Raw genomic sequence first — 22,008 nt, 5'->3', positions numbered from 1 at the left:
CATGGCACTTTTTTATGAAGGTGTTATTAGTCTTTGAGTCTTGTTCATTTTTTCCTATGCAGATTACTTTTATAATAGTAAAATAGTAATGCTGTGTTTAGCATTTTTTAATCTGTAAAAAACGCGGCACAAATTTGGGGGAAAAACAAAAAAACGGAGGAGAGTATATGCTAGAAGACATCTTATTGGGACAAAAAAGTCTCTTTGAGACCGGGGTTCAGACTGTTCTGAGAGGACAGGAAAACAGGTACAGAAAAATCGTTATACAAAACGGTAATCTTGTGGCAAATGAACGCTCAGAGGAGAGCGGAATCTGTGCCAGAGTATATTGTAACGGGGCTTACGGCTTTGCATCTACTGCGGAGTATTCTAAGGACGCTGCGGCAAAGACCATTAAGGCTGCAACTGAAAATGCAAAATATCTTGATAAGTTTAATTCCGAAAAGAAGAAAGCTTATCCCGAAGTTATCAGTTCTCATATAACATCACCCAGAATGATAATTGATTATGGGCAGAAAAAACTGGTGGACATCTGCAAGGAAATCGATGCATACATCGAGAAGACCTACACGGATCTGCTTAGCAGAAGTGTAATTTATACGGAAGATACGATGGAGAAGATAATCGTATCTTCCGATGCGTCTGACGGACATGTGGCTTATCCCAGATGTAGGATAATGGTCGAGTTCAGCATGAATTCAAGAGAAGGAAAACCGGTTGAACTTTTCAGAATGTTCTTTGGCTGCGGCCATGCAGGTGAGCATTTTGCAGATCTTAATCCCATATATGAAGGACTTGAGGATTTATATAAGAATATTAAAGCAAAGGCTGACGGTGTCTATGCCGAGGCCGGAGTTAAAACCGTAATTCTTCATCCTGATGTTGCAGGAATGATCGCACATGAAGCTGTGGGACATACTGTTGAGGCAGACCTTGTTGACGGCGGTTCGGTAGCCGGACCGAATTTCGGAAAACAGGTGGCATCAGAGCTTGTCAGCATTGTTGACTACGCTCATACAGCTTTTGGAGTGGACGCGCCCTTCCCGGTTTATCTTGACGACGAAGGCGTACCTGCAAAGGATGCGGTACTTGTTAAGGACGGAATACTTACAGGCTATATGCATGATCGTGAGAGCGCTCTTAAATATGGAGTTGAGCCCTGCGGTAATTCAAGGGGTTACACCTTTTCTGATGAGCCGCTTATCCGTATGAGAAATACGACTGTTCTTCCCGGAAAAGATAAGCTTGAAGACATGATTGCGTCTGTAGATGATGGTTATTATCTCGTGGGAACCGGTAACGGACAGGCTGACCTTACAGGTGAGTTCATGTTCGGAATAACCTGCGGCTATGAGATTAAAAACGGAAAGCTTGGAAGAGCTATCCTTGATACTACTGTTTCCGGTGTTGCTTTTGATATGCTGAAAACCGTTGATATGGTATCCGACTCCGTAATCTGGTGGAGCGGAACCTGCGGCAAAAAGCAGGCTATGCCTGTTTCAACCGGCGGACCGGCAATTAAGTGCAAAATAACGATCGGAGGTAGATAATGGCTAACTTATACGAAGTGTCGGATATAATTGCCGATTACATAAAGACTAAAGGTGACCTTAAAGCAGATTTCACTATCTATGAGACAGAGACAAATGAGATCACAATGAAAGACGGAAAGTTCACACTTTTCAGAACCATGTTTGATAACAATGTGTCTATCAAGGTAATCAAGGACCATAAGAAGGCATCCACAAGTATCAACAAGTGTGATAAGGAGAGTATTGAAAAGGCGATTGATGAAGTAATCGCATCAGCTGAAGCCGGAAGCCCCGATGAGGCATTCGACATTGCTCCTGGACTTGAACCTGCTTCGTTTACAAAAGGCGCACTTACTCCGGACATTGAGAAACTGATGGAGAGAACAAAGGAGCTTTCCGATGATATTGCCAGAGAGCATAAGAACATTATGCTTATCGAGATGTTTGCAAAGTATATCAGAGGGAAATCTATTTTCATAAATACGAACGGAACAAAAGATGATGTGGATTTCGGTTACTATATGATTGCTACCGAGTTCGCAGGAAATGATGGTGAGAACACCACAGGTGTTGCTGTTTCATATGCAGTGTTCGATAATCTGGACAGCAAACTTATCACTCTCGGAAGCATAGAGAAGGATCTGCAGGATGCAGAGAACTCACTTAATCCGATGAAAATCAGCGATAAGTTTGAAGGCGATGTAATACTCACACCCGGATGCGTATCTCAGATGCTTGGTGCTATAATCGGCAATACGGTTGTTGACCATACTCTTATTACAAAGACAAGTGTATGGCTTGATAAGCTCGGAGAGCAGGTTGCCTCGCCGCTTCTAACAGTTCGCTTCAATCCGTGGGATGAAAGAATTCTTGTCACAGAGGTTCATACATCTGATGGTTTCAGGTCAGAGGACTATAACCTTATTGAAAAAGGTGTTCTCAAAAGCTTTGCCGCAAGTCTGTATGCTGCAAACAAGTGTGGCGTAAAACGTGCGCCGAATTCATCCTTTAATACGGTGGTTGATGCCGGTGATACACCCTATGAAGATATGGTGAAGAGCATTAAGAGAGGCCTTATTGTGGGCTCTGTTTCTGCCGGATCACCGGGGGCAAACGGAGAAATGTCCGGTGTTGCCAAGAACGCTTTCTATGTAGAAAACGGTGAAATAAAAGGGGCTGTCATTGAGACCATGATAAGTGCTAATCTCTTTGAAATGCTTAAAAATATTCGTGCGATTTCGAAAGAACAGCTCTGCGACGGAAATATGGTTATGCCGAGCATTCTCGTCGAGAACGTGACGATATCCGGAAATTAATAAGCCTTCCCCTTGGGGGATGTATAAATAATATGCCTTCCCCTTGGGGGGAAGGTGGCACGAAGTGCCGGATGAGGGGATTTTTGTTATTTTGGAGGTCATTTTGAAAAAAAGGAGTTCATTTTCAGGTAAAGTTGGTTTTGTTTTGTCCGCTGCGGGCGCATCAGTAGGACTCGGAAATATATGGAGGTTCCCATATCTTTGTGCAAAATTTGGTGGAGGTATTTTCCTTCTCGTATATGTAATTCTGGCGCTGACCTTTGGTTACACCATGATCATGGCAGAGACTGCCATAGGAAGAGCTACGAAGAAGAGCCCCGTTGGTGCATTTGAAGCCTTGGGACATAACAAGCTGATGGATATCGGTGGCTGGATCAATGCTATCATTCCGATGCTGATCGTTCCCTATTATTCGGTTATCGGTGGCTGGGTATGCAAGTATCTGTTTGAATACTTTGTGAAAAGTCCTGCTGAAATCGCAGGTGATGATTTTTTTGTTAATTTCATTTCCAACGGAGTATCGGCAGAATTCTGGTTCATAGTTTTCTCGGTGCTGGTACTTGGCGTAATTTTTATGGGAGTTCGTAACGGAATAGAGAGAGTATCCAAAATAGTGATGCCTATTCTTGTTGTGCTTGCTGTAATTATCTGCGCATATTCTGTTACAAGACCGGGAGCAATAGAGGGCGTTAAATATCTGTTCATTCCCAATTTTGCGCAGTTTTCACTTATGACAGTGGTTACCGCGATGGGCCAGATGTTCTACTCACTTTCAATTGCTATGGGTATCCTCATCACTTTCGGATCCTATGTTAAAAAGGAAGTCAGCATCGACGAGTCCACAAGACAGGTTGAGTTCTTTGACACCGCTATCGCAATCCTTGCCAGCCTGATGATCATCCCCGCTGTCTTTGCTTTTTCAGGCGGAGATCCGGAACACCTTAATAAGGGACCTTCGCTTATGTTTATCACCATGCCTAAGATTTTTGCGAGCATGGGAGTAGGTCGTCTCATCGGAATATTGTTCTTTGCACTCGTTCTTTTTGCAGCTGTAACAAGTGCAATTGCTCTTACAGAGAGTGCGGTTTCAACCTTCTCTGATGAGTTTAAATGGAGCCGTAAAAAGGGCACCGTAATTATGGCATTTATCATGCTTGTTCTCGGAAGCCTTTCATCACTCGGTAACGGCCCTCTTGCAGGTGTCACAATATTAAAAATGCAGTTTCTTGATTTCTTCGACTTCATTACCAATTCCGTAATGATGCCGATAGCTGCATTTGCAACCTGCATCCTTATCACAAAGTTTGCAGGCATCGAGCGCATCGAGGAGGAAGTAGAGCAGGACGGACATCCTTTCAAGAGAAAGAAGACCTTCTCCTTTATGATCAAATTCCTCTGCCCTGTTTTTGTAATCGTTATCCTCATTAGCGCCATCTTAAACGTATTTGGAATTATTCAGATGTAATTATGCCTTCCCCCTTGGGAAGATGAATATTTATATGTAATTAAGCCTTCCCCCTTGGGAAGATGAGTATTTATATGTAATTAAGCCTTCCCCTTTGGGGCGCACGACATCCGGGGGATGTCGGTTCTGCGCGGACCGGAGCGGAGCGGAGACAGGTGGCACGAAGTGCCGGATGAGGGGAACCGTATGGAAGAAAAATCAAAAGACTTCCTCGCAGGACGTCTTAAAGATCTCGCGACAAAAGCATATCATAACAGTTTTCTTACTCACACCGATTTTTTATCGGTTTCCGAGCTGGCCAGCGTCTACCGTATATTTGCTTCGGAGGGCGTGCCCGCAAATGTGCATGAATACTGCGGATCAAAATATGTGGTATACGGCGGCTTCGAGGATGCCGAGAGAGCGATGGTTTGTTTTCTTCCGGACTATCTCGATGAAGAAAGCTTTCTGGCCGCAGAAAATGCAGAGCCCTCTGTTCTGAAATGCATTCACATAACACCGGTAAATAACAGGTTTTCGGACGATCTTACTCATAGGGACTATCTCGGATCACTGATGAATCTTGGTATCGAGAGGGACCAGATAGGAGATATTCTTACGGGAGAAAAAGAGGCCTACGTCTTTTCAACACCTGAAATCGGCGAGCTTATCTGTAAGGAACTGATCAGAATCAGACACACCTCTGTGAAATGTACGATGGTCAATCCTTCCGAATGTGAGATCAGACCGGCTTTTGAGGAGATAAGCGGAAGCGTTGCTTCGGAGAGAACAGACGCTATCGTAGCTTTTGTATATCATCTCTCAAGAGCCGAGGCGCAGAAGCTGATAGAAAGTGAGTCGGTTTTCATAGACGGGCGAACAGCCTACAGTGGTGGCTACGACCTCAAGGCAGGCTCAAGAGTTTCGGTCAGCGGCCACGGTAAGTTTATTTACCTGGGGCAGAGTGGCACCACAAGAAAAGGGCGATGCTACGTAAATGTGAAGTTGTTCGTTTAAATGTAAAATTAAAGCATCTGTTCTTAGCTTTTTGCTAAAGACAGATGCTTTTTTGAAATTCTACTCTTTTTATCAGGTTAATGCAGACAGTCTTTTCTCAAATTGTTCATAAAAATCCGAAGCTGTATCATAATCGGTCAGGAAGAAAATTTTAAGAAGTCCCATATTAACGGCTTTTAACTGTTCTTCCGGCATTTCGGGAGCTCTGTCGCCAATCCCTTTTATGAAGAAATGCCACTTATCAATGTAGGCTTCATACTTTGAAAATTCCGGAGTATCTATCCATTTTTTTATCTTGATTTTAGACTGGCGCTCTTTTTTACATTCATTCACCTGAAGAAAATACCTGTGAGTTTCATTTTCATATATTCTTCCAAGTGGAAAAAGTCTGCATATTCCGGGACGGTGCGGATGTATACTGCATCGTCCTTCCGCATTCAGGAAAGAGCACGCATCATTTTCTCCCATTTTAAGGCAAGGGAGTATTATGCCATCAGCCACTCGAAGCTCGAGATTTTCTGCAAGCAGTTGTTCAAAAGACTTCCCAAGCCCTTTTTCCAATCTATACGCATCATAAGGATCCAGCGTTATGGAATCACCCATTCCGATGCAGCAGGCATGGCAGCCTTTGCAGTCACCGACATCAAGCTTAGCCATATCACCGGCGTCATAGATTTTTCCGTCTGAGATTTCTTTTATATCAACATTTCTTTTCATTACTAAGTACCTGTGGATTTCAGTTTTTATCTTATTATACAAGATTATATCTTTGATTTAAAAAGTCCTTTTCGCAAAATGCTTCGTTTTCCATGATTTGTTACCCTTTTTGCTTTGAATATGGCCTTCTTAAGGATGGATATTTCGCAAAATATTTAAATCCAACAGTTTGTTACTCTTTATCTTGGAAAATAGGAGTAACAAAATAATAAAAATGTCTTGATTGCGAAGAATATCCTTAAGAATTTCTTGAAAACAGGCTAAAAAGAGTAACAAAATGATATAAAGAGAATAATTGCGAAAAGAAGTATATGAAATTGACAAATAGGGGAAATTCATGTAAGGTATAGAAATGGATTGTACGCAATCTAAATGCAAAATAGTAAAAAGAACTAATTTACAATCAGGATAATAGGGATATGGCAATAATTGGCCAGGTTCATTTAAATATTATTGAAAGGCAATTGAAATATGGCATACAGCATACTAATTGTAATAATCACAATACTTTATATACTTCTGCTTGAGCTCTCAAAGAACACCCTTCTTGGCTGGGCTGTTGGAATAATACTGGCAGCGGCATTGTTCTGCATCAGAATGTTCATGAAAAAGAGTGGCAAGTGGGATGTTCGCACTGCGATAGGAGCAGTAGTAATACTTCTTATGCTTTTTGCAGTAAACTATAAACTTACTTCACCCCCTGTAAAAAGAATTTCCGCAGTTACCTACAAAAATCCCGAGCAGACAGCGGTGATTCATGTGGCTCAGGGAGATATTTCAGGTGTTTATAATGAGGATCACAGTGCAGAGATTTTCGCCGGAATTCCCTATGCCAAGCCGCCTGTGGGAGACCTTAGGTGGAAGGAGCCGCAGGATCCGGATAGCTGGGCAGGGGTGAGGATTTGTGACACCTACGGCCCCATGGCAATGCAGCCAAGTTCTTCTGAACTTTACTCATCCTTGTCGCAGATACTCGGAACTAACGATTACAGATTTTCATTAACAGATCAGTACAGGGATGCTATGAGTGAGGACTGTCTGTACTTGAATGTATTCAGACCTGCGGATTATAGCGGTGAGCCGCTGCCGGTAGTTTTCTTTATTCATGGCGGTTCGCTCACAACAGGTCAGTCCTACTACACTGAATACCGCGGAGAGAGCTTTGCAAAGAAAGGGGTTATCCTTGTAAACTTCGCTTATCGTCTGGGTATATTGGGCTACATGGCAAATGATGAGTTGGCTGCGGAATCAGTGAACCATACGACAGGCGATTACGGACTCCTTGATCAGATAAAGGCACTGGAGTGGGTTCATGAAAACATCGGATCCTTTGGTGGTGACCCTGATAACATAACCATTGCCGGAGAATCTGCGGGATCTTCTTCAGTTCAGGCGCTGTGCGTATCACCGCTTACAAAAGGATTATTTGTAAGAGCTATTGCTGAGAGCAGCGGAATAGCAGCTAAGAAGCCCTACCACACCTTCAGAGATATGTCCGAGGCTCTGGAAACAGGAGATGAAATCTTGAAGGAGTTCGGCGCGAAAAATGTTGCAGAACTCAGGAAAATAGATGCGGAAAAACTTATTACGACAAAGACTCAGAACAGTGATATGTGTGTGGACGGATATGCGATTGCCGAGCAACCATACCTTACTTATGAAAAGGGCGAAAACCACGAGCAGGCGCTTTTAAACGGATCGAATCTAAAAGAGGCTGACGCATTTTTGCTTTCGACAAAGGCAACCTCTGAAAATTACGAGGAGATTCTGACGGATATACTTGGAGACTACGCAGGAGAGGCAGCAGAGCTTATTCCGCCCGGAGCCGTAGAAAGAGATAAGTATTTCATCATTGATCCCAAAGGGGATGCGAAGGGCAGCCTTAATTTCATATACAGTGATGCATGGTTTTCCTACAGCCACAATGTATGGAGCAGATACATGGAAGCACAGGGCAGGGATGTATACCAGTATTTCTTCACTAAGACGAATCCCTACCTTAGTAATAACCATGCGGGTGAGATGCCCTACGCTTATGGCAACCTGTTCTACCATCCGGGGATGTATAATGATAGTGACTACGAACTTTCAGAGATCATGCAGACCTACTGGACCAATTTCGCCAAGACAGGAGACCCTAATAAGGGAAGTGATTCTTCTGGAACAATAAACATACCCGAATGGCCAAAGTGGAATTCAGAGGAAGATAAACTCCTGGAATTTAATGATGAGATAAAGCTCATTGATAATCCATATCACGAGCTTAATAAGATTATTGATAAGTATCAGAATGAATGACTAAAGCCCTCCCCCTAGGGGAAGACAATTATTACAACGCCTTCCCCCTAGGGGGCGCTCGACGTCCGGGGGACGTCGGCTTAGCGCGGACCGAAGCGGAGCGTAGACAGGTGTCTGCGCAGCAGACGGATGAGGGGACAAAAAAGCTCCTGCCGCTATTCATAAGTGGCAGGAGCTTTTTCAGCTGCATACGCAGTTTATATAGTTACTGATTTGGTTTCTTTGGTCTCATGGACAATATCTTTTCAACAATCTCAAAAATCGCTCTCTGATCGTGAGCAGTTTCCTGCTCGATAAGCAGATAAGATTTCATAGCATAGGAATCCTCTGCAGTATCTATTGTCTCTATATTCTTCATGAAATCAGACATCGAAATATCAAGAGTTTTTGTGATTTTATAAATTGTGTTGACGGAGGGAGTTTTTACACCCCTCTCAAGCTGACCGATATATGAAGGATGAAGATCGCTTTGCAAAGCAAGCTCCTCCTGGCTAAGGTTCTTCTCTTTTCTGTAAAATCGAACACGGTTTCCAATCTCTTCGGTAATATTCATTCAAGTTCTCCTTTAAAATAGTATGTCGTATGCAGCCAATCTAATTGCATACTAACAATACATATTTTCCTAAAATATATACTAGAGATTCATAAAAAATGGCTCAAATTACGATTGTGCCAATTATTGAATTGCGCATACAATTGACGTTACACCGTCAAAAATATATACTATAGATACTAATATATGAGGGAGACGTTCTATAGTACGCGTAATCAATTTATGAAAAGAGCACTTATTGTATCAAGTACAGGTGGATTTCTGTCGCAATTTCTCGAAAATGACGTGACAGTTCTTAAAGAAATGGGCTATGAGATTCACTATGCTTCGGATTTCAATAATCCGGTCTATGAGTTTAATCCTGAAAATCTCAGAAATGATGGCATAATAATGCATCAGATTATTCTGCACAAAAAGCCCTGGCACATGATAAAGAATCTGCAGGGACTCTTACAGCTTTCAAGCCTTATAAAAAGTGAACATATCGACCTTGTGCATTGCCATAATCCGGTTGGAGGAATGCTCGGAAGACTTTCGGGATTTTTGTCAGGAAGAAAACCCTATTGTATTTACACCTCGCACGGGTTCCACTTCTTTGAGGGTGCACCAAAATCCTATTGGCTCATTTTTTATCCGATAGAACGATTCCTTGCCAGATTTACAGACATGATCATAACCATAAACAAAGAGGACTACGACAGAGCTTGCAAATTCCATTTGAGGAAAGGCGGACATGTTGAGCTCCTTCATGGCGTGGGACTTGACACTAAAAGATTCTGCCCTAAGCCCGGCATAAGGAAAGATGTGCGGGAAGAACTGGGAATACCCGATGAGGGATTCCATATCGTTACGGCTGCTGAGCTCAATAACAATAAAAATCACATGGTCGTTCTCGAGGCGCTTAGGCAGTTGGATGATAAGGATCTGTATTACAGCATTTGCGGAAGAGGTGGAAAGCGCCAGGAGCTTCGCCAGTTTATAGATGAACACGGAATGTCCGAAAATGTAACTTTGCGAGGTTACAGAAAGGACATGGAAAGGGTTCTACAGTCGGCGGATGCTTTTGTATTTCCTTCAAAGCGAGAAGGATTCGGAATGGCAGCGGTGGAGGCACTTGGATGTGCTGTTCCTGTTATTGCAGCCGATAACCGCGGGACAAGAGAATACATGAGAGACGGAAAAAACGGAATAGTCTGCAAGGCTGATAATCCCAAGGCATTTGCGCTTGCTATTGAGATACTTAAGAATAATCCGGATATCAGACAGAAATATGCAAATAACGCGCTGGAACTTTCAGGGGTATTTTCCAAGGAAAAGGCGAAAGAAACAATGCGCAAGATATATTCAAAAATAGACAGGTAAATGGGGAGAAAAGTGTATGGAGACGGTTGAGATTTCCGTCATAATGGGGGTTTTTAGCGGTCAGAATACAAATGAACTTGACCGTGCAGTTAATTCCATACTAACGCAGACCTTCAGGGATTTCGAATTCATCATTTATGATGATGGATCTAATCCTAAGGCATCGGAGTTTATCAGAGGTTTGCAGAAAAGAGACAAGAGAATAATAGTAATTGGAAGTGAGGAGAATCACGGACTCGCATTTTCACTTAATAAATGTCTGGAAAAAGCAAGAGGCAGATACATTGCACGAATGGATGATGATGACATCTCCCTTCCAAAGAGATTTGAAAAGCAGAGAGCTTTTCTTGAAGCACATCCGGAGTATGACTGGTGCGGATGTAATGCAAAGATATTTGATGAACAGGGTGTATGGAGTGTGAGTACGAGACCTAAACACCCTACAGCGGAGGATTATCTGAAGTATTCACCATATATACATCCAACCGTAATGTACAGAAGATCGGCACTTATCGAAAATGGCGGATACACTGCAAGAAAAGAGACTTTGCGGTGTGAAGATTATGAGATCTTTATGAGGCTATATCAGGCAGGATTCAAAGGCTGCAACATGCAGGAGGTGCTTTTCAAATATCACGTGGATAGGGAGAACTACCACAACCGCGATTTCAAATTCAGGGTATATGAAATGAAAGTGCGGTATGAAAATTTCAAGAAGATGGGACTTTTGTTCCCTTTTGGCTGGTTATACTGCATGAGGCCGATAATAGGTGTTTTTGTACCAGTTAAACTGATTGAATTCTTTAAACATAAGAAAGCAAATGTATAGGATGGACAGGCTGGTTTATTACAAAAAGATTCTCGAGAAAAATCCTGCATATAATAAAGCGCTTTCTGATTGTATGGAGGAGCTAAGAGGCGATCCGCTCTTATCAAAATCCGTTGATAATACGGATAATGTAAGAGTTAAGGGTAGCATAATTCATTATCTTCACTCCTGGGCACCCGTGCTTACAGAGTTTGCGGCATGGGTGCTCGATGATGCAAAAAAAAGCAGTATTAAGAGACTATATTTTTTGTCGAGAGATGCCTGGCCGGTTTATAGGGTAGCGCTTGCGTTAGCGGATAGCTCGTCACCAGAATTACGTTACCTTCGTGTCTCCAGGTATGCGCTCAGGATCCCGGAGATGGCAATAGATGACAGTCATTTCCTGGACATGATGTTTCTTAGCGGAATAGATGTAACTATGAGAAAAATTCTGCAAAGAGGTGCGCTCTCAGAGGAGGAGATGCTGGAATTTGTGAGTATCCTTGGTTTCTCGGATTCGCTGGACAGGATAATGGGAAGACCTGAGATACTGCAGTGGAAAGCGAAAGCAGAGATACATAAGGAAGAACTCTGGACTATCGTGCAAAGACATGCGAGACAGCGACTTCCTGATGCTATCGGGTATTTCAGGCAGGAAGGAATGCTTTCCGGAGATAGCATAGCAGTAGTTGATAGTGGATGGGTAGGGACTACCCAGAGAAGCATTAAGAGACTTCTGGATTTTGCAAAATCGGGAACGGAACTTCATGGTTACTATTTTGGACTTTATGAGATTCCGAAAAACATGGATCCTAACACATACAAAACCTTTTACTTTGGACCCAAAGGACAGATTCGAAGAAAAGTCTACTTCAGCAACTGCCTTTTTGAAGCTGTGAGCTCTGAGGCAGCAGGCATGACACTTAGATATGAAAACAACAATCCAGTGATCGCTGACTATGGAAGCCTTAACGCAGAGTACCTTGAGACAATGCAACCATATCTTGAGATGTTTGCAAGAGCGTATGCTCGTAATAGAGAACTGGATAACGGAGTATTTGTATCCGAAGATATCTTGTCAAAACTGATGGCAAGACCGGATAAGTGGGAAGCAGAGCTATATGGCACCCTAAAATTTTGCGATGATGTCCTTGAGGGAGACGCACAGGATATAGCAGTTCGGCTCCCATACACAGACATATGTAACCTGCGGCTACATAGAAAAATGGTTATATGGCTCCTAAGTAAGCTTCATATCAGGACACCGGACATCCACGAGAGCGGCTGGATATACGGAAGCATTGTCAGATGTGGTAAAAATGTCCGCTGGAGTCTTCTGCAGGCAAGGCTGTATAACTGTTTGATGTATGTTAGGAAGAACCTATAGTTTAAGCCTTCCTATTTGGGAAAGGCTTATGTAAAGAAAAACAAATGCCTTCCCCTTGGGGGGGAAGGTGGCGCGTAGCGCCGGATGAGGGGAATGGAGGTACAACATGAACAAAAAATTATTTAAACACTCAAAAGACGGATTCACTTTAGCAGAACTCTTAATAGTCGTTGCTATCATCGCAGTTCTTGTCGCGATAGCAATCCCGGTATTCACGAATCGCTTGGAGGCTGCCCGCGAAGCGACAGACGCAGCCAATATTAGAGCACTGTATGCAGAAGTACTGGCAGAGTATCTCGACACCGGAAATGCAGTAGCAGCTAAGTCAACACCTGTACAACAAAAGAAAGCCGGCTGGCAGTCAGAGATCTCATGGCCAAACGGAATCACTGCACCTGCAGCCAAGACATCTGGAAGCTGGTCTGTAAGCTGCTCCGCGGATGGATCGATATCGGTACAATAAGTTTTTGGGATATAACAGCAGAACGATGCTCCAAGGCATGGGATGCTTTGGAGCATTCTTATGCCTTGATATAAGTACAATAGTACCTAAAACCGATTTGACGATTCTATAGTATGGTTATATACTGAAGAGGTACTTTAGTGCGTATATTGGGGAGTAAAAGTACAACAGAAAGTTTTTTGTGAGGAAAGTATGGGAGATATAAAGCAGTACTGGTTTGTAATCAGGGAGCTTACGGGGAGAGAAATCAAAAGAAAATATGCCAGATCCTATCTGGGAATCTTGTGGAGCGTTCTGCAACCACTTTTGTTTATGCTTGTTATGACACTAGTTTTTGGAGTCATGTTTAAGGGTAGTATTCAAAATTTTCCACTATATTATTTGACAGGATTTTTGTTCTGGAATTTGTTTGAACAAATTAGTAATAGTGTAATGACTGTTCTTGTTGATAATAGAGATTTATTACTTAGGGTAAAGGTACCTAAGAACGTTTTTATTTTGTCAAGATGTTATACCGCTTTAGTAAATGAACTATATAGTCTTTTGGCTTATTTCCCTCTTTTATTTTTGTTCGGAGTAAAGCCGAATTTAAAGATGCTTCTATTTCCGATAGATATTACACTATGTACGTTTTTTGGGTTGGGAGTTGGCTATATACTATCGATACTATATGTATTCTTTGCTGATATTAAATATCTGTATTCGGTATTTCTGACAATGCTCATGTATCTATCCGCAATTTTTTATCCAGTTGAACAGGTGCCGATGACAATGCAGATGGTCATTAATAGCAATCCAGTATATTGCTACATGCTCTTTGCGAGAGAAATAATGGTATACGATACTTTTCCAACCGCGGAATTATGGTTCAAGATTGTATTCTGGGCAGTTGGCGCCTATCTATTGGGCTATCTTGTGTTTAGAAGACGTGAGAACGAGGTAATGCAGAATATATGATTAAAAATCCTATTATTCAGGTTAAAAATCTGACTATGAAATATAAGATCAGCACTTCTAATGTTTCAGGACTTAAGGAATATCTGATAAAGACAATAAAAAAAGAAATCAGTTATCGAAAACTGCTTGCGCTAAACGATGTTTCTTTTGATATTTATAAAGGCGAAGTTGTCGGCATTATTGGAACCAATGGATCTGGAAAATCCACACTATTTAAATTAATCGCAGGCGCTATTAATCCTACTGAAGGAGAGATTATCGTCGATAGAAAACACCTTCAAATGTTAACATTAGGGACGGGATTCGATCTTGAGCTATCTGGTCGCGAAAATGTTTACTTAAATGGTGCAATCATAGGATATTCAAAAGAATTTATAGATGAGCATTATGATGATATTGTGAGATTTGCGGAACTTGAGGATTTTATGGAGGAAAAGGTAAAAAACTATTCTTCTGGTATGGTTTCAAGACTTGGGTTTGCAATAGCAACTGTTGGTGATGCTGCTGATATACTACTCCTTGATGAAGTTCTGTCTGTAGGTGATGAGTTTTTTAGAGAAAAAAGTTTAAAAAGAATTAAGGAAATGATACATGGAGGGTCCACTGTGTTACTTATTAGCCATGGAATGGACACTATTCGAGAAAATTGTGACAGAGTTATCTGGATTGAAAAAGGTAAGAAGATAATGGATGGAAATACCGAGGATGTATGCTTTCAATATAGTAAATCTGGATTAAAGTAACCAACAGATTTCTTTAGTTAGTGTTCTTTGCTATGGTGTCAAATAGAGCTAGATGGGGGATCTTTTTGTGATGTATAAAATACAAGACATTTGTATTAAACCAATAATTGGGGATGATAAACTACGCGAACTGTATTATAGATGCAATGGGAATGTATTTAGTACCGAAGATGGTTTAATCATTCTTCCGCCACATAAAGGATATGATTTATTTACATATTTTAATGCGTTGTCTGTAGAAAAATGGTGCAAGTATACCTGGGCTAAAGCATTTGGATTGATTCTTGATATTGAAGGCGATTTTGATATCACATTATTTGGTCATTATATTGAAAATGATGTGATAAAAAAGGAAAACCTTGGCTTTTATCATTATGAAATAGCAGAAAGAAAAATGATTTGTCTTATGTTTCCTCAAAATATAAAAAGTCAAGTCGTTTCTTTTATTTTGGAAACGGAATCAAAAGTATATATTCATGATTCTTATTATGCTGCGGAAATAGAAAAGGTTTCTGACAACACTCCATATATTTCGCTTGTAACTACAACATATAAAAAAGAAAAATATGTATGTGATAATATTGATTATTTGAAAAGAGAACTTTTTGCAGATCCTGAATTTTGCGGTAAATTCTGTTGGAATATTGTTGATAATGGGCAAACATTGGAAGAGAAAAATAATGAATATATAAAAATATTGTCTAATAAGAATGTTGGTGGAGCTGGTGGATTTGCTAGAGGAATGCTTGAATCCATAAATCAAGAAAAGAAACCAACGCATATTATTCTTATGGATGATGATGTGATCGTATCCGCAGAAAGTTTCAAAAGATTATATAGATTATTATCTATTATGAAGCCGGAATATGCTAACCACTTTATTAGTGGGGCAATGCTGGAATTGGAAAATAAAAATATACAACACGAGGATGTGGGCTATTTTAGCCACAAAGGAGTACATGGGCCAGCAAAAGAAAGATACGACCTTAATGTTTGGGACAGCGTTATAAGAAATGAAGAAATAATAAAGCATAAGGATAATCAATATGCAGGTTGGTGGTTTTGCTGTATACCAACTACAATTGTTAGAAGTGATAATTTGCCTATGCCATGTTTCTTTCGTGGTGATGATGTTGAATATTCAATAAGGAATGACGCTCGTTTTATCACCTTGAATGGTATATGTATATGGCACCAGGGGTTTGGCGGGAAGTATTCAGCAGCTGTAGAACTATACCAAGTACATAGAAATGATCTAATATTGCAATCATGGAACGTGACTGCTCAAAAAATCAATGTTATTGGAAGAATGCAAGAATTATTTTGGCAAGAGATATTCAAGTTTAACTATAAAGGAGCGAATCTTATTCTGGATGCAATTGATGACTATTTAAAAGGACCAGAGTACCTACGGCAACTTGATGGTAGTACATGCATGAAAGAAAAAAAAGAAAAAGATAATAAGGTTTTTCCTATTGATGAAGAATTGAGAAAAAAAGTAAAAAAAGAGAACTTATATGAGTGGAAAGCGTTAAATAAAATCAAAAAGTATGCATATGACCATAGCTGTAATGGACAAAAGAGAGTGTATTCATTTTGGGGAGCAAAAGAAACGGGGATAATTCCATATGGCTGGGGATATTATCAAAAGAAAATGTTTTTTTGTAAGAGAATAATTGCTGTAGATATACAAAATGATTGCTATGCGATTTATGAAAAGAACACTAAGGAATTTAAAAAAGTTTCTAAACGATATCATAAAGTCATGAAAGCATATATGGATAATCATGAGGCTATTCAAAATAAATGGAAAGAGGCTAAAGAAGAGCTTGTGAGCAGTAGTTTTTGGAATAACTATTTGTTTTCATGAAATATGATAAATGAAGACTAGAGAAATAATGAATTAAAAAGCAGTCTAAAGGATTCTTGGCTTATGATCAGCTACGTGAGATGTAAAATACGAAAATATAAAAATATAATTAAAGCTATTGTTTTTATTATTGTTGGGCTGTTTATTTTTGTTGAAATTCAAAATATTATTACACCCAAGTTTTTTGTTAATACAGAGTTTAGAGAAGGCGATACCAATAAATATGATGAGTTTTATTCTTTAGAAAGGGATTCTATTGACTATCTTATTCTAGGACCTAGCACATCATTCTATTCCATAAATCCAATGAGTATATATGCGCAAACGGGAATTAAAGGGTTTTCTTTAGGGTCTACGGTACAGGGAATAGGTAGTTCATATTTTATGTTGGCTGAATGCCTGAAATATCAGACCCCTGATATTATATTCATTGATCTTAGTGGTTTGTTTTATGATTACTATGCTACAGATAAACAGGAGGACACAGCGCCAGTCACTAAACTGATTTCTGGAATGAGATTATCAATAAATAAGATTCATGCATGTAGTGAGCTTTCAAATGAGTACAAAGATTTTTGGGAGTATATGATTCCGATAATTCCTTTCCATGATAGGTGGTCAAAACTTGTAGAAGAGGACTTTCATTATGATAATAGTTCGTATTTTTTGAAAGGAGCATGTCCTAGATTTTCAGTCCATAATTACACAGGAGTTATCAATAAAACTAAAAGTGATAATTATATTGACTTGGATTCAAACGCTGATAATAGCGGGGGAAATCGATGTATTGATATTTCAGAAAGTAATATTAAGTATTTTGAAAAAATAGTTAATATTGCGGAAGAAAATGATATAACGCTAGTCCCATTCTTATCTACTTCAAGTTATAGAACTGAGGAACAGAGGGAATACGCGGAAAAATTACTTGAACGATATAACTTATCATTGTGTTTTACTGATACTAATTCAATGGGAATAGATTGGTTGTCAGATACGAATGATTCTGGTAAGCATTTAAATTATTGGGGAGCAAGCAAATTTTCTAAGGCAGTTGCTGATTATCTTCTTACATATTATGACGGCAGGCAGGAGCAGGATTACGACAAAGAGTATGACGGGGATTTGCCTTTGTATGAAGATTATGAAGTGAATAACCTTTTTTCTTCAAAGCAGGAAGCATTGCAATATCTCATGTATCTTAATACAAATAAAGATAAGCGAGTAATTCTTGTTTCCGGCTGTGACGAAGTTACTATGGGCATAGATGATGATATCTACATAGAGTTACATAATCTTGGAATCAGAGAAAATTACAAGAATCATATACAAGATAGTTATATTTGTGTTTTAGATAGAGGAAATTTGGTATTTGAACAGTTTCTAAAAGGATCGATGATTCTTGAAGATAATCTTGATATACAAAATGTAACCATTCCGTTTTATATAAAAAGTGCAGGTTTTCCATGGGGAAATACTTCAAAAATCGAAATAGATGGAACTGATTATGGTTGCAACAAACGTGGTTTAAATATTGTTGAAATGGATGCTGAAACTGGGGAGATAATATCAAGTGGGTGTATAGATACACATATGAGTGATTGTACTGTTTCGTTCCGTGAAAGATATAAGCCAGATATTTTCGAGACTCAGTGTGTTCCAGATGGAGTATATCAGTTATATCCGTTTGATAGTAGTGAATATGCAGTTGATATTGCAGGAGGGACTATAAACGAGGATGAAAATGTGCAGTTATGGTTTGATACTGGTGAAGCACCACAGCAATTTTTTATCCAATACGAAGGGAATGGATTATATACGATAAAAGCAATGTGCTCTGATAAATATTTAACTGCATATAATTTTGGAACAAAGAAAGGAACAAACATTGTGCAGGAAACTTATTCAGGTCTTGCTAATCAAAGGTGGTTCATTTATCAAAGTAATGATGGAAGCTACAAAATTGAGTCTCTTTACAACCATTTGATGATTGATGTTGCGGGAGGCGTAGCTTTCGAAGGCTGCAATATACAATTATATGAGAATAATTATTGTAATTGTCAAAAGTATAGACTTATGAGACAAAAATCAAACACATAATTTAAGAAAGGAAAAAGAATGTTATGAAAGAAAAAGTCATGGAGATTTTAAAGAATATTAGGGATGATATAGATTTCAATGAAGAGAAAGCACTAATAGATGATGGAATTCTTGATTCGTTTGATATCATCGGTATAGTTACAGAGCTAAATGAAGCGTTTGGTGTTGATATAACTGCTGATGATCTCGAACCGGAAAACTTCAATTCAGTGGATGCTATGGTTAATCTTATAAATGGATTGTTGTAATCAGAGGAATGCATAAATGTCTTTAGTATCGCTTGAATTCTTTGTGTTTATTGCAATATTAATAATTGCATATTTCGTATGTCCCAAGAGATATCAGTGGGGCGTGCTTCTTGCTGGGAGCTGTGTCTTTTATTTATGGGGCTCATGGAAAATCGCCTATTATATTGCTGTCACTATAATTGTGCAGTATTTTGCGGCTATTAAGCTTGATGATATAAACCAGATTATGAATAAGGAATTATCAGAGAGCTCGCAGAGTATAGCTGAAAAAAAGATAATAAAGGGAAAATACGCACATATAAAGAACAAATGGATTGTATGTTCACTGCTAATCAGCTTGGGATTGCTGATATTTACTAAATATATAGACTTCTTTATTGATAATGCAAATGGGATATTACATATATTCAACAATAGAATGGTTATTCATAAACTTGGATTAGTAATTCCTCTTGGAATATCATTTTATACATTTCAGTCTTTGGGGTATGTTATAGATGTTTACAAGGATAGGGAGAGAGCAGAAAGAAATTTTTTAAAATTTGCTTTGTTTGTTTCTTTTTTTCCTACTATCGTGCAGGGACCAATTGAAAGGCATAACCATCTTGCTATGCAATTATATGCCGAGCATGAATACAATTATAACAGGCTATGTTTCGGAATTCAGCGGATGTTATGGGGGTACATAAAAAAACTGGTAATAGCTGATAGAGCATTCGTGATAGTTAATGAGGTTTTTAAAAATTATGAGGTAAATGGATATTATGGCTTTGTAATTATTATTGGAGCTCTTCTTGCTGGAATTAGAGTTTACGCAGATTTTTCAGGGGGAATGGATATAGTAATTGGGGTGTGCGAAGCTTTAGGCATAGAACTTACAGAGAACTTCAGGCAGCCATATATGGCAAAAAGCATTAAAGAATTTTGGCAAAGGTGGCATATCACACTTGGAGCATGGTTCAAGAATTATGTTTTCTATCCAATATCCATGTCAAAGAGCTTTAATAAACTAGGGCAAAAACTGCGTCCCAAGCTGGGGAAAACATCAAAATATGTTCCACCAACTATGGCATCGCTGATTGTATTTTTAATAATTGGCATTTGGCATGGGGCAAATTGGAAATACATAGTATATGGATTTTGGAATGCATTCTGGGTATCTTCGGGAACTTTTCTGGCAGATTATTATGCAATTGCTAGGGAAAAGTTTCATATTAGAGCGGATAGTAAGAATTGGCATTTTTTTCAGATGCTAAGGACTTTGCTTTTGGTTACAATCGGAAGATTCTTTTCTCAAGCGGATAGTGTGGGAACTGCTTTTACAATGATAAAAGCAATGTTTAGCAGGGTGAATTTATGGGTATTTACGGATGGCTCATTGTACAAATTGGGACTAGATGAAAAGAATTTCCGCTTTTTATTAGTTGCTATAATGGGCATGTTTTTTGTAGATATCCTTCATGAAAAAGGAATACATATAAGAGAGCAAATTTCAGGCTTTTGGCTTCCTGTCAGGTGGGCAATTTATTATGCGGCTTTTTTCTTTGTTGTGATTTTTGGAATGTATGGTTCTGGTTATAATGCCAGTGATTTTGTATATATGCATTTTTAAATGAATGTGTAGTGAAGGTGGGAGATATTTGAATGAGAAAGATGACAGTTCTTGATTATTTAGAAGAAACAACTGCTAGGTTACCTGATAAAACTGCTGTGATTATTGAAGATAAAACATACTCATATAATAATCTGCTTAGTACAGCAAAGATTGTAGCTACATCAATAATACATGAATGTAAATCAATAAGAAGAAAGCCGATAATGCTTTTTATGGATAAAGGTTTTGAATGTTTGGCTTCTATGTATGGTGTTATATTTAGCGGCAATGCATATGTACCAATGGATATAAAGACGCCAATTGAGAGACTTGATAATATTTTGGATACTATGAATTCAGATATTATTATTACAACAATCAGAGAAAAGCAAATATTGGACAAAATAGGATATACAGGAGATGTTCTAATATTTGAAGAACTGATTACAAAGTATAATGGTAGGATTGAAGCGGGAGAATTATCTATTATACGCAAAAGCATTATTGATACAGACATCATGTATATTCTTTTTACTTCAGGCTCAACTGGAATTCCTAAGGGTGTTGCTATTATGCATAGATCTGTAATGGATTATATTGACGCTTTTATAAACGATACTCCAATTTGTGAAAACGATGTAGTAGGTAATCAGACTCCTTTTTACGCAGATATGTCTCTAAAGGACACTTATATGTCTGTGGCAGTTGGTGCAACTATATGCATTATTCCGCAAAAGTATTTTATGACACCTAAGAAGTTGTTGACCTACATTGATGATAATGATGTGACCATGATAATGTGGGTGCCTACTGCATACAGGCTTGTTTCACAATTTGACGGATTGTCCAAGGTAAGACCAGGCAAACTTCACAAGTTTGTCTTTTCCGGAGAGGCCATGCCTATACCGGTATTTAAATATTGGACAAGCTATTACCATATAGCTGAATGTGAGTACATTCAGCAATATGGTCCGACGGAAATCACAGGTGCCTGCACATCATACCATATTGCTGAAGAGTACGAGGATACAGATACTATTCCGATTGGTAAGCCTTTTAAAAACACAGGTATTTTATTAATTAATGAAGCAGGAAACATCATACAAGAACCAGGGGTTCTAGGAGAGATATGTGTTTACGGAACATGTTTGGCTGCTGGGTATTATAACAATAAAGTGAAGACGGACGAGTATTTTGTGCAAAATCCAGCCATTTCAGAGTATACATCACTGATGTACAAGACGGGTGATCTTGCAAAGTATGATGAGAATGAGAATCTGGTTTTTGTTTCCAGAAAAGATTATCAGATAAAGCATGGTGGTAAACGTATTGAGCTAGGTGAAATAGAGGCAGCAGCAATGGGAGTGAATGGAATAGATGGATGTTGCTGTATACATAATCGTGAGGACGATTCTTTATTATTGTTTTATGTGGGAAGCAAAGAAGAAAAAATGATAAAGAATGAACTTGGGAAAAAGATACCCAAATACATGATACCGACAGAATATAGATTACTTGATCAATTACCAATGTTACCTAATGGAAAAATGGATAGAAAATTATTAGATAATATGGTTAATCAATAAACGACAATTACTATCG

Annotated in this window: 18 protein-coding genes; 16 read left to right on the top strand and 2 right to left on the bottom strand. The window is 39.1% G+C overall.

The window, feature by feature from the left end:
• Positions 1 to 167 precede the first annotated feature (167 nt).
• The 4 genes from G596_RS0104970 to G596_RS0104955 all read left to right on the top strand — a co-directional run bounded on the left by G596_RS0104970 (position 168) and on the right by G596_RS0104955 (position 5,309).
• The gene (locus G596_RS0104970) at positions 168 to 1,550 is read left to right on the top strand and encodes a TldD/PmbA family protein (RefSeq protein ID WP_022760739.1); all 1,383 of its coding nucleotides are present in this window, start codon (positions 168 to 170) and stop codon (positions 1,548 to 1,550) included.
• Positions 1,550 to 2,848, top strand: a complete 1,299-nt coding sequence (locus tag G596_RS23530; RefSeq protein WP_022760738.1) for a TldD/PmbA family protein — start codon at positions 1,550 to 1,552, stop codon at positions 2,846 to 2,848. Before G596_RS0104970 ends, G596_RS23530 begins: the two co-directional genes overlap by 1 nt.
• A 91-nt stretch (positions 2,849 to 2,939) precedes the next feature.
• On the top strand, positions 2,940 to 4,313 hold the full coding sequence (locus tag G596_RS0104960; protein WP_026671202.1) for a sodium-dependent transporter: 1,374 nt from the start codon (positions 2,940 to 2,942) through the stop codon (positions 4,311 to 4,313).
• Between the two features lie 186 nt (positions 4,314 to 4,499).
• The gene (locus tag G596_RS0104955) at positions 4,500 to 5,309 is read left to right on the top strand and encodes a YlmH/Sll1252 family protein (protein ID WP_022760736.1); all 810 of its coding nucleotides are present in this window, start codon (positions 4,500 to 4,502) and stop codon (positions 5,307 to 5,309) included.
• A gap of 72 nt (positions 5,310 to 5,381) precedes the next feature.
• Here the strand turns inward: G596_RS0104955 and G596_RS0104950 are convergent, their stop codons facing one another.
• On the bottom strand, positions 5,382 to 6,026 hold the full coding sequence (locus tag G596_RS0104950; RefSeq protein WP_022760735.1) for a YkgJ family cysteine cluster protein: 645 nt from the start codon (positions 6,024 to 6,026) through the stop codon (positions 5,382 to 5,384).
• 471 nt (positions 6,027 to 6,497) lie between these two features.
• On the opposite strand from G596_RS0104950, the gene G596_RS0104945 reads away from it, so the two are divergent.
• Positions 6,498 to 8,324, top strand: a complete 1,827-nt coding sequence (locus G596_RS0104945; RefSeq protein WP_022760734.1) for a carboxylesterase/lipase family protein — start codon at positions 6,498 to 6,500, stop codon at positions 8,322 to 8,324.
• Positions 8,325 to 8,529: 205 nt separating this feature from the next.
• Here the strand turns inward: G596_RS0104945 and G596_RS0104940 are convergent, their stop codons facing one another.
• Positions 8,530 to 8,877 (bottom strand): helix-turn-helix domain-containing protein, encoded by a 348-nt coding sequence (locus G596_RS0104940; protein WP_022760733.1) that lies wholly within the window; start codon positions 8,875 to 8,877, stop codon positions 8,530 to 8,532.
• Between the two features lie 222 nt (positions 8,878 to 9,099).
• Here G596_RS0104940 and G596_RS20980 point away from each other — a divergent pair, with 222 nt between their 5' ends.
• From G596_RS20980 to G596_RS0104885, 11 genes are all read left to right on the top strand, one after another.
• The gene (locus G596_RS20980; RefSeq protein ID WP_022760732.1) at positions 9,100 to 10,239 is read left to right on the top strand and encodes a glycosyltransferase family 4 protein; all 1,140 of its coding nucleotides are present in this window, start codon (positions 9,100 to 9,102) and stop codon (positions 10,237 to 10,239) included.
• Between the two features lie 16 nt (positions 10,240 to 10,255).
• Positions 10,256 to 11,068, top strand: a complete 813-nt coding sequence (locus G596_RS20975) for a glycosyltransferase (RefSeq protein WP_022760731.1) — start codon at positions 10,256 to 10,258, stop codon at positions 11,066 to 11,068.
• 1 nt (position 11,069) lies between these two features.
• Positions 11,070 to 12,434: a hypothetical protein gene (locus tag G596_RS0104925; protein WP_155829142.1), complete on the top strand. Its 1,365-nt coding sequence runs from the start codon at positions 11,070 to 11,072 to the stop codon at positions 12,432 to 12,434.
• Between the two features lie 106 nt (positions 12,435 to 12,540).
• Positions 12,541 to 12,897, top strand: a complete 357-nt coding sequence (locus G596_RS23525; RefSeq protein ID WP_022760729.1) for a type II secretion system protein — start codon at positions 12,541 to 12,543, stop codon at positions 12,895 to 12,897.
• Positions 12,898 to 13,089: 192 nt separating this feature from the next.
• Positions 13,090 to 13,854: an ABC transporter permease gene (locus G596_RS0104915; RefSeq protein ID WP_022760728.1), complete on the top strand. Its 765-nt coding sequence runs from the start codon at positions 13,090 to 13,092 to the stop codon at positions 13,852 to 13,854.
• Complete coding sequence (locus tag G596_RS0104910; RefSeq protein ID WP_022760727.1) at positions 13,851 to 14,597, top strand: ABC transporter ATP-binding protein; 747 nt, start codon at positions 13,851 to 13,853, stop codon at positions 14,595 to 14,597. The genes G596_RS0104915 and G596_RS0104910 overlap by 4 nt, the downstream gene beginning before the upstream one ends.
• Before the next feature lie 52 nt (positions 14,598 to 14,649).
• A complete protein-coding gene (locus G596_RS0104905) occupies positions 14,650 to 16,467 on the top strand; it encodes a glycosyltransferase family 2 protein (protein WP_081646643.1) in 1,818 nt (605 codons plus the stop codon).
• A 63-nt stretch (positions 16,468 to 16,530) separates the two neighbouring features.
• Entirely contained in the window at positions 16,531 to 18,564 is a 2,034-nt protein-coding gene (locus G596_RS0104900) for an RICIN domain-containing protein (RefSeq protein WP_022760725.1), read from the top strand.
• 23 nt (positions 18,565 to 18,587) lie between these two features.
• Entirely contained in the window at positions 18,588 to 18,812 is a 225-nt protein-coding gene (locus tag G596_RS0104895; protein ID WP_022760724.1) for an acyl carrier protein, read from the top strand.
• Positions 18,813 to 18,828: 16 nt separating this feature from the next.
• On the top strand, positions 18,829 to 20,424 hold the full coding sequence (locus tag G596_RS20965; RefSeq protein ID WP_022760723.1) for an MBOAT family O-acyltransferase: 1,596 nt from the start codon (positions 18,829 to 18,831) through the stop codon (positions 20,422 to 20,424).
• A gap of 32 nt (positions 20,425 to 20,456) precedes the next feature.
• The gene (locus G596_RS0104885; protein ID WP_022760722.1) at positions 20,457 to 21,992 is read left to right on the top strand and encodes an amino acid adenylation domain-containing protein; all 1,536 of its coding nucleotides are present in this window, start codon (positions 20,457 to 20,459) and stop codon (positions 21,990 to 21,992) included.
• The last annotated feature ends 16 nt before the right edge of the window (positions 21,993 to 22,008 follow it).

This window comes from Butyrivibrio sp. AD3002 (genome assembly GCF_000420905.1).
Taxonomy (GTDB): Bacteria; Bacillota; Clostridia; order Lachnospirales; family Lachnospiraceae; genus Butyrivibrio.
This window is presented reverse-complemented; position numbering and strand designations above follow the sequence as displayed.

Excerpts from the sequence above, each read along its gene's own strand:
- G596_RS0104970 (WP_022760739.1), top strand. The coding sequence starts at position 168 with ATGCTAGAAGACATCTTATTGGGACAAAAAAGTCTCTTTGAGACCGGG.
- G596_RS23530 (WP_022760738.1), top strand. The coding sequence starts at position 1,550 with ATGGCTAACTTATACGAAGTGTCGGATATAATTGCCGATTACATAAAG.
- G596_RS0104955 (WP_022760736.1), top strand. The coding sequence starts at position 4,500 with ATGGAAGAAAAATCAAAAGACTTCCTCGCAGGACGTCTTAAAGATCTC.
- G596_RS0104950 (WP_022760735.1), bottom strand. The coding sequence starts at position 6,026 with ATGAAAAGAAATGTTGATATAAAAGAAATCTCAGACGGAAAAATCTAT.
- G596_RS0104945 (WP_022760734.1), top strand. The coding sequence starts at position 6,498 with ATGGCATACAGCATACTAATTGTAATAATCACAATACTTTATATACTT.
- G596_RS0104940 (WP_022760733.1), bottom strand. The coding sequence starts at position 8,877 with ATGAATATTACCGAAGAGATTGGAAACCGTGTTCGATTTTACAGAAAA.
- G596_RS20980 (WP_022760732.1), top strand. The coding sequence starts at position 9,100 with ATGAAAAGAGCACTTATTGTATCAAGTACAGGTGGATTTCTGTCGCAA.
- G596_RS20975 (WP_022760731.1), top strand. The coding sequence starts at position 10,256 with ATGGAGACGGTTGAGATTTCCGTCATAATGGGGGTTTTTAGCGGTCAG.
- G596_RS0104925 (WP_155829142.1), top strand. The coding sequence starts at position 11,070 with ATGGACAGGCTGGTTTATTACAAAAAGATTCTCGAGAAAAATCCTGCA.
- G596_RS23525 (WP_022760729.1), top strand. The coding sequence starts at position 12,541 with ATGAACAAAAAATTATTTAAACACTCAAAAGACGGATTCACTTTAGCA.
- G596_RS0104915 (WP_022760728.1), top strand. The coding sequence starts at position 13,090 with ATGGGAGATATAAAGCAGTACTGGTTTGTAATCAGGGAGCTTACGGGG.
- G596_RS0104910 (WP_022760727.1), top strand. The coding sequence starts at position 13,851 with ATGATTAAAAATCCTATTATTCAGGTTAAAAATCTGACTATGAAATAT.
- G596_RS0104905 (WP_081646643.1), top strand. The coding sequence starts at position 14,650 with ATGGGGGATCTTTTTGTGATGTATAAAATACAAGACATTTGTATTAAA.
- G596_RS0104900 (WP_022760725.1), top strand. The coding sequence starts at position 16,531 with ATGATCAGCTACGTGAGATGTAAAATACGAAAATATAAAAATATAATT.
- G596_RS0104895 (WP_022760724.1), top strand. The coding sequence starts at position 18,588 with ATGAAAGAAAAAGTCATGGAGATTTTAAAGAATATTAGGGATGATATA.
- G596_RS20965 (WP_022760723.1), top strand. The coding sequence starts at position 18,829 with ATGTCTTTAGTATCGCTTGAATTCTTTGTGTTTATTGCAATATTAATA.
- G596_RS0104885 (WP_022760722.1), top strand. The coding sequence starts at position 20,457 with ATGAGAAAGATGACAGTTCTTGATTATTTAGAAGAAACAACTGCTAGG.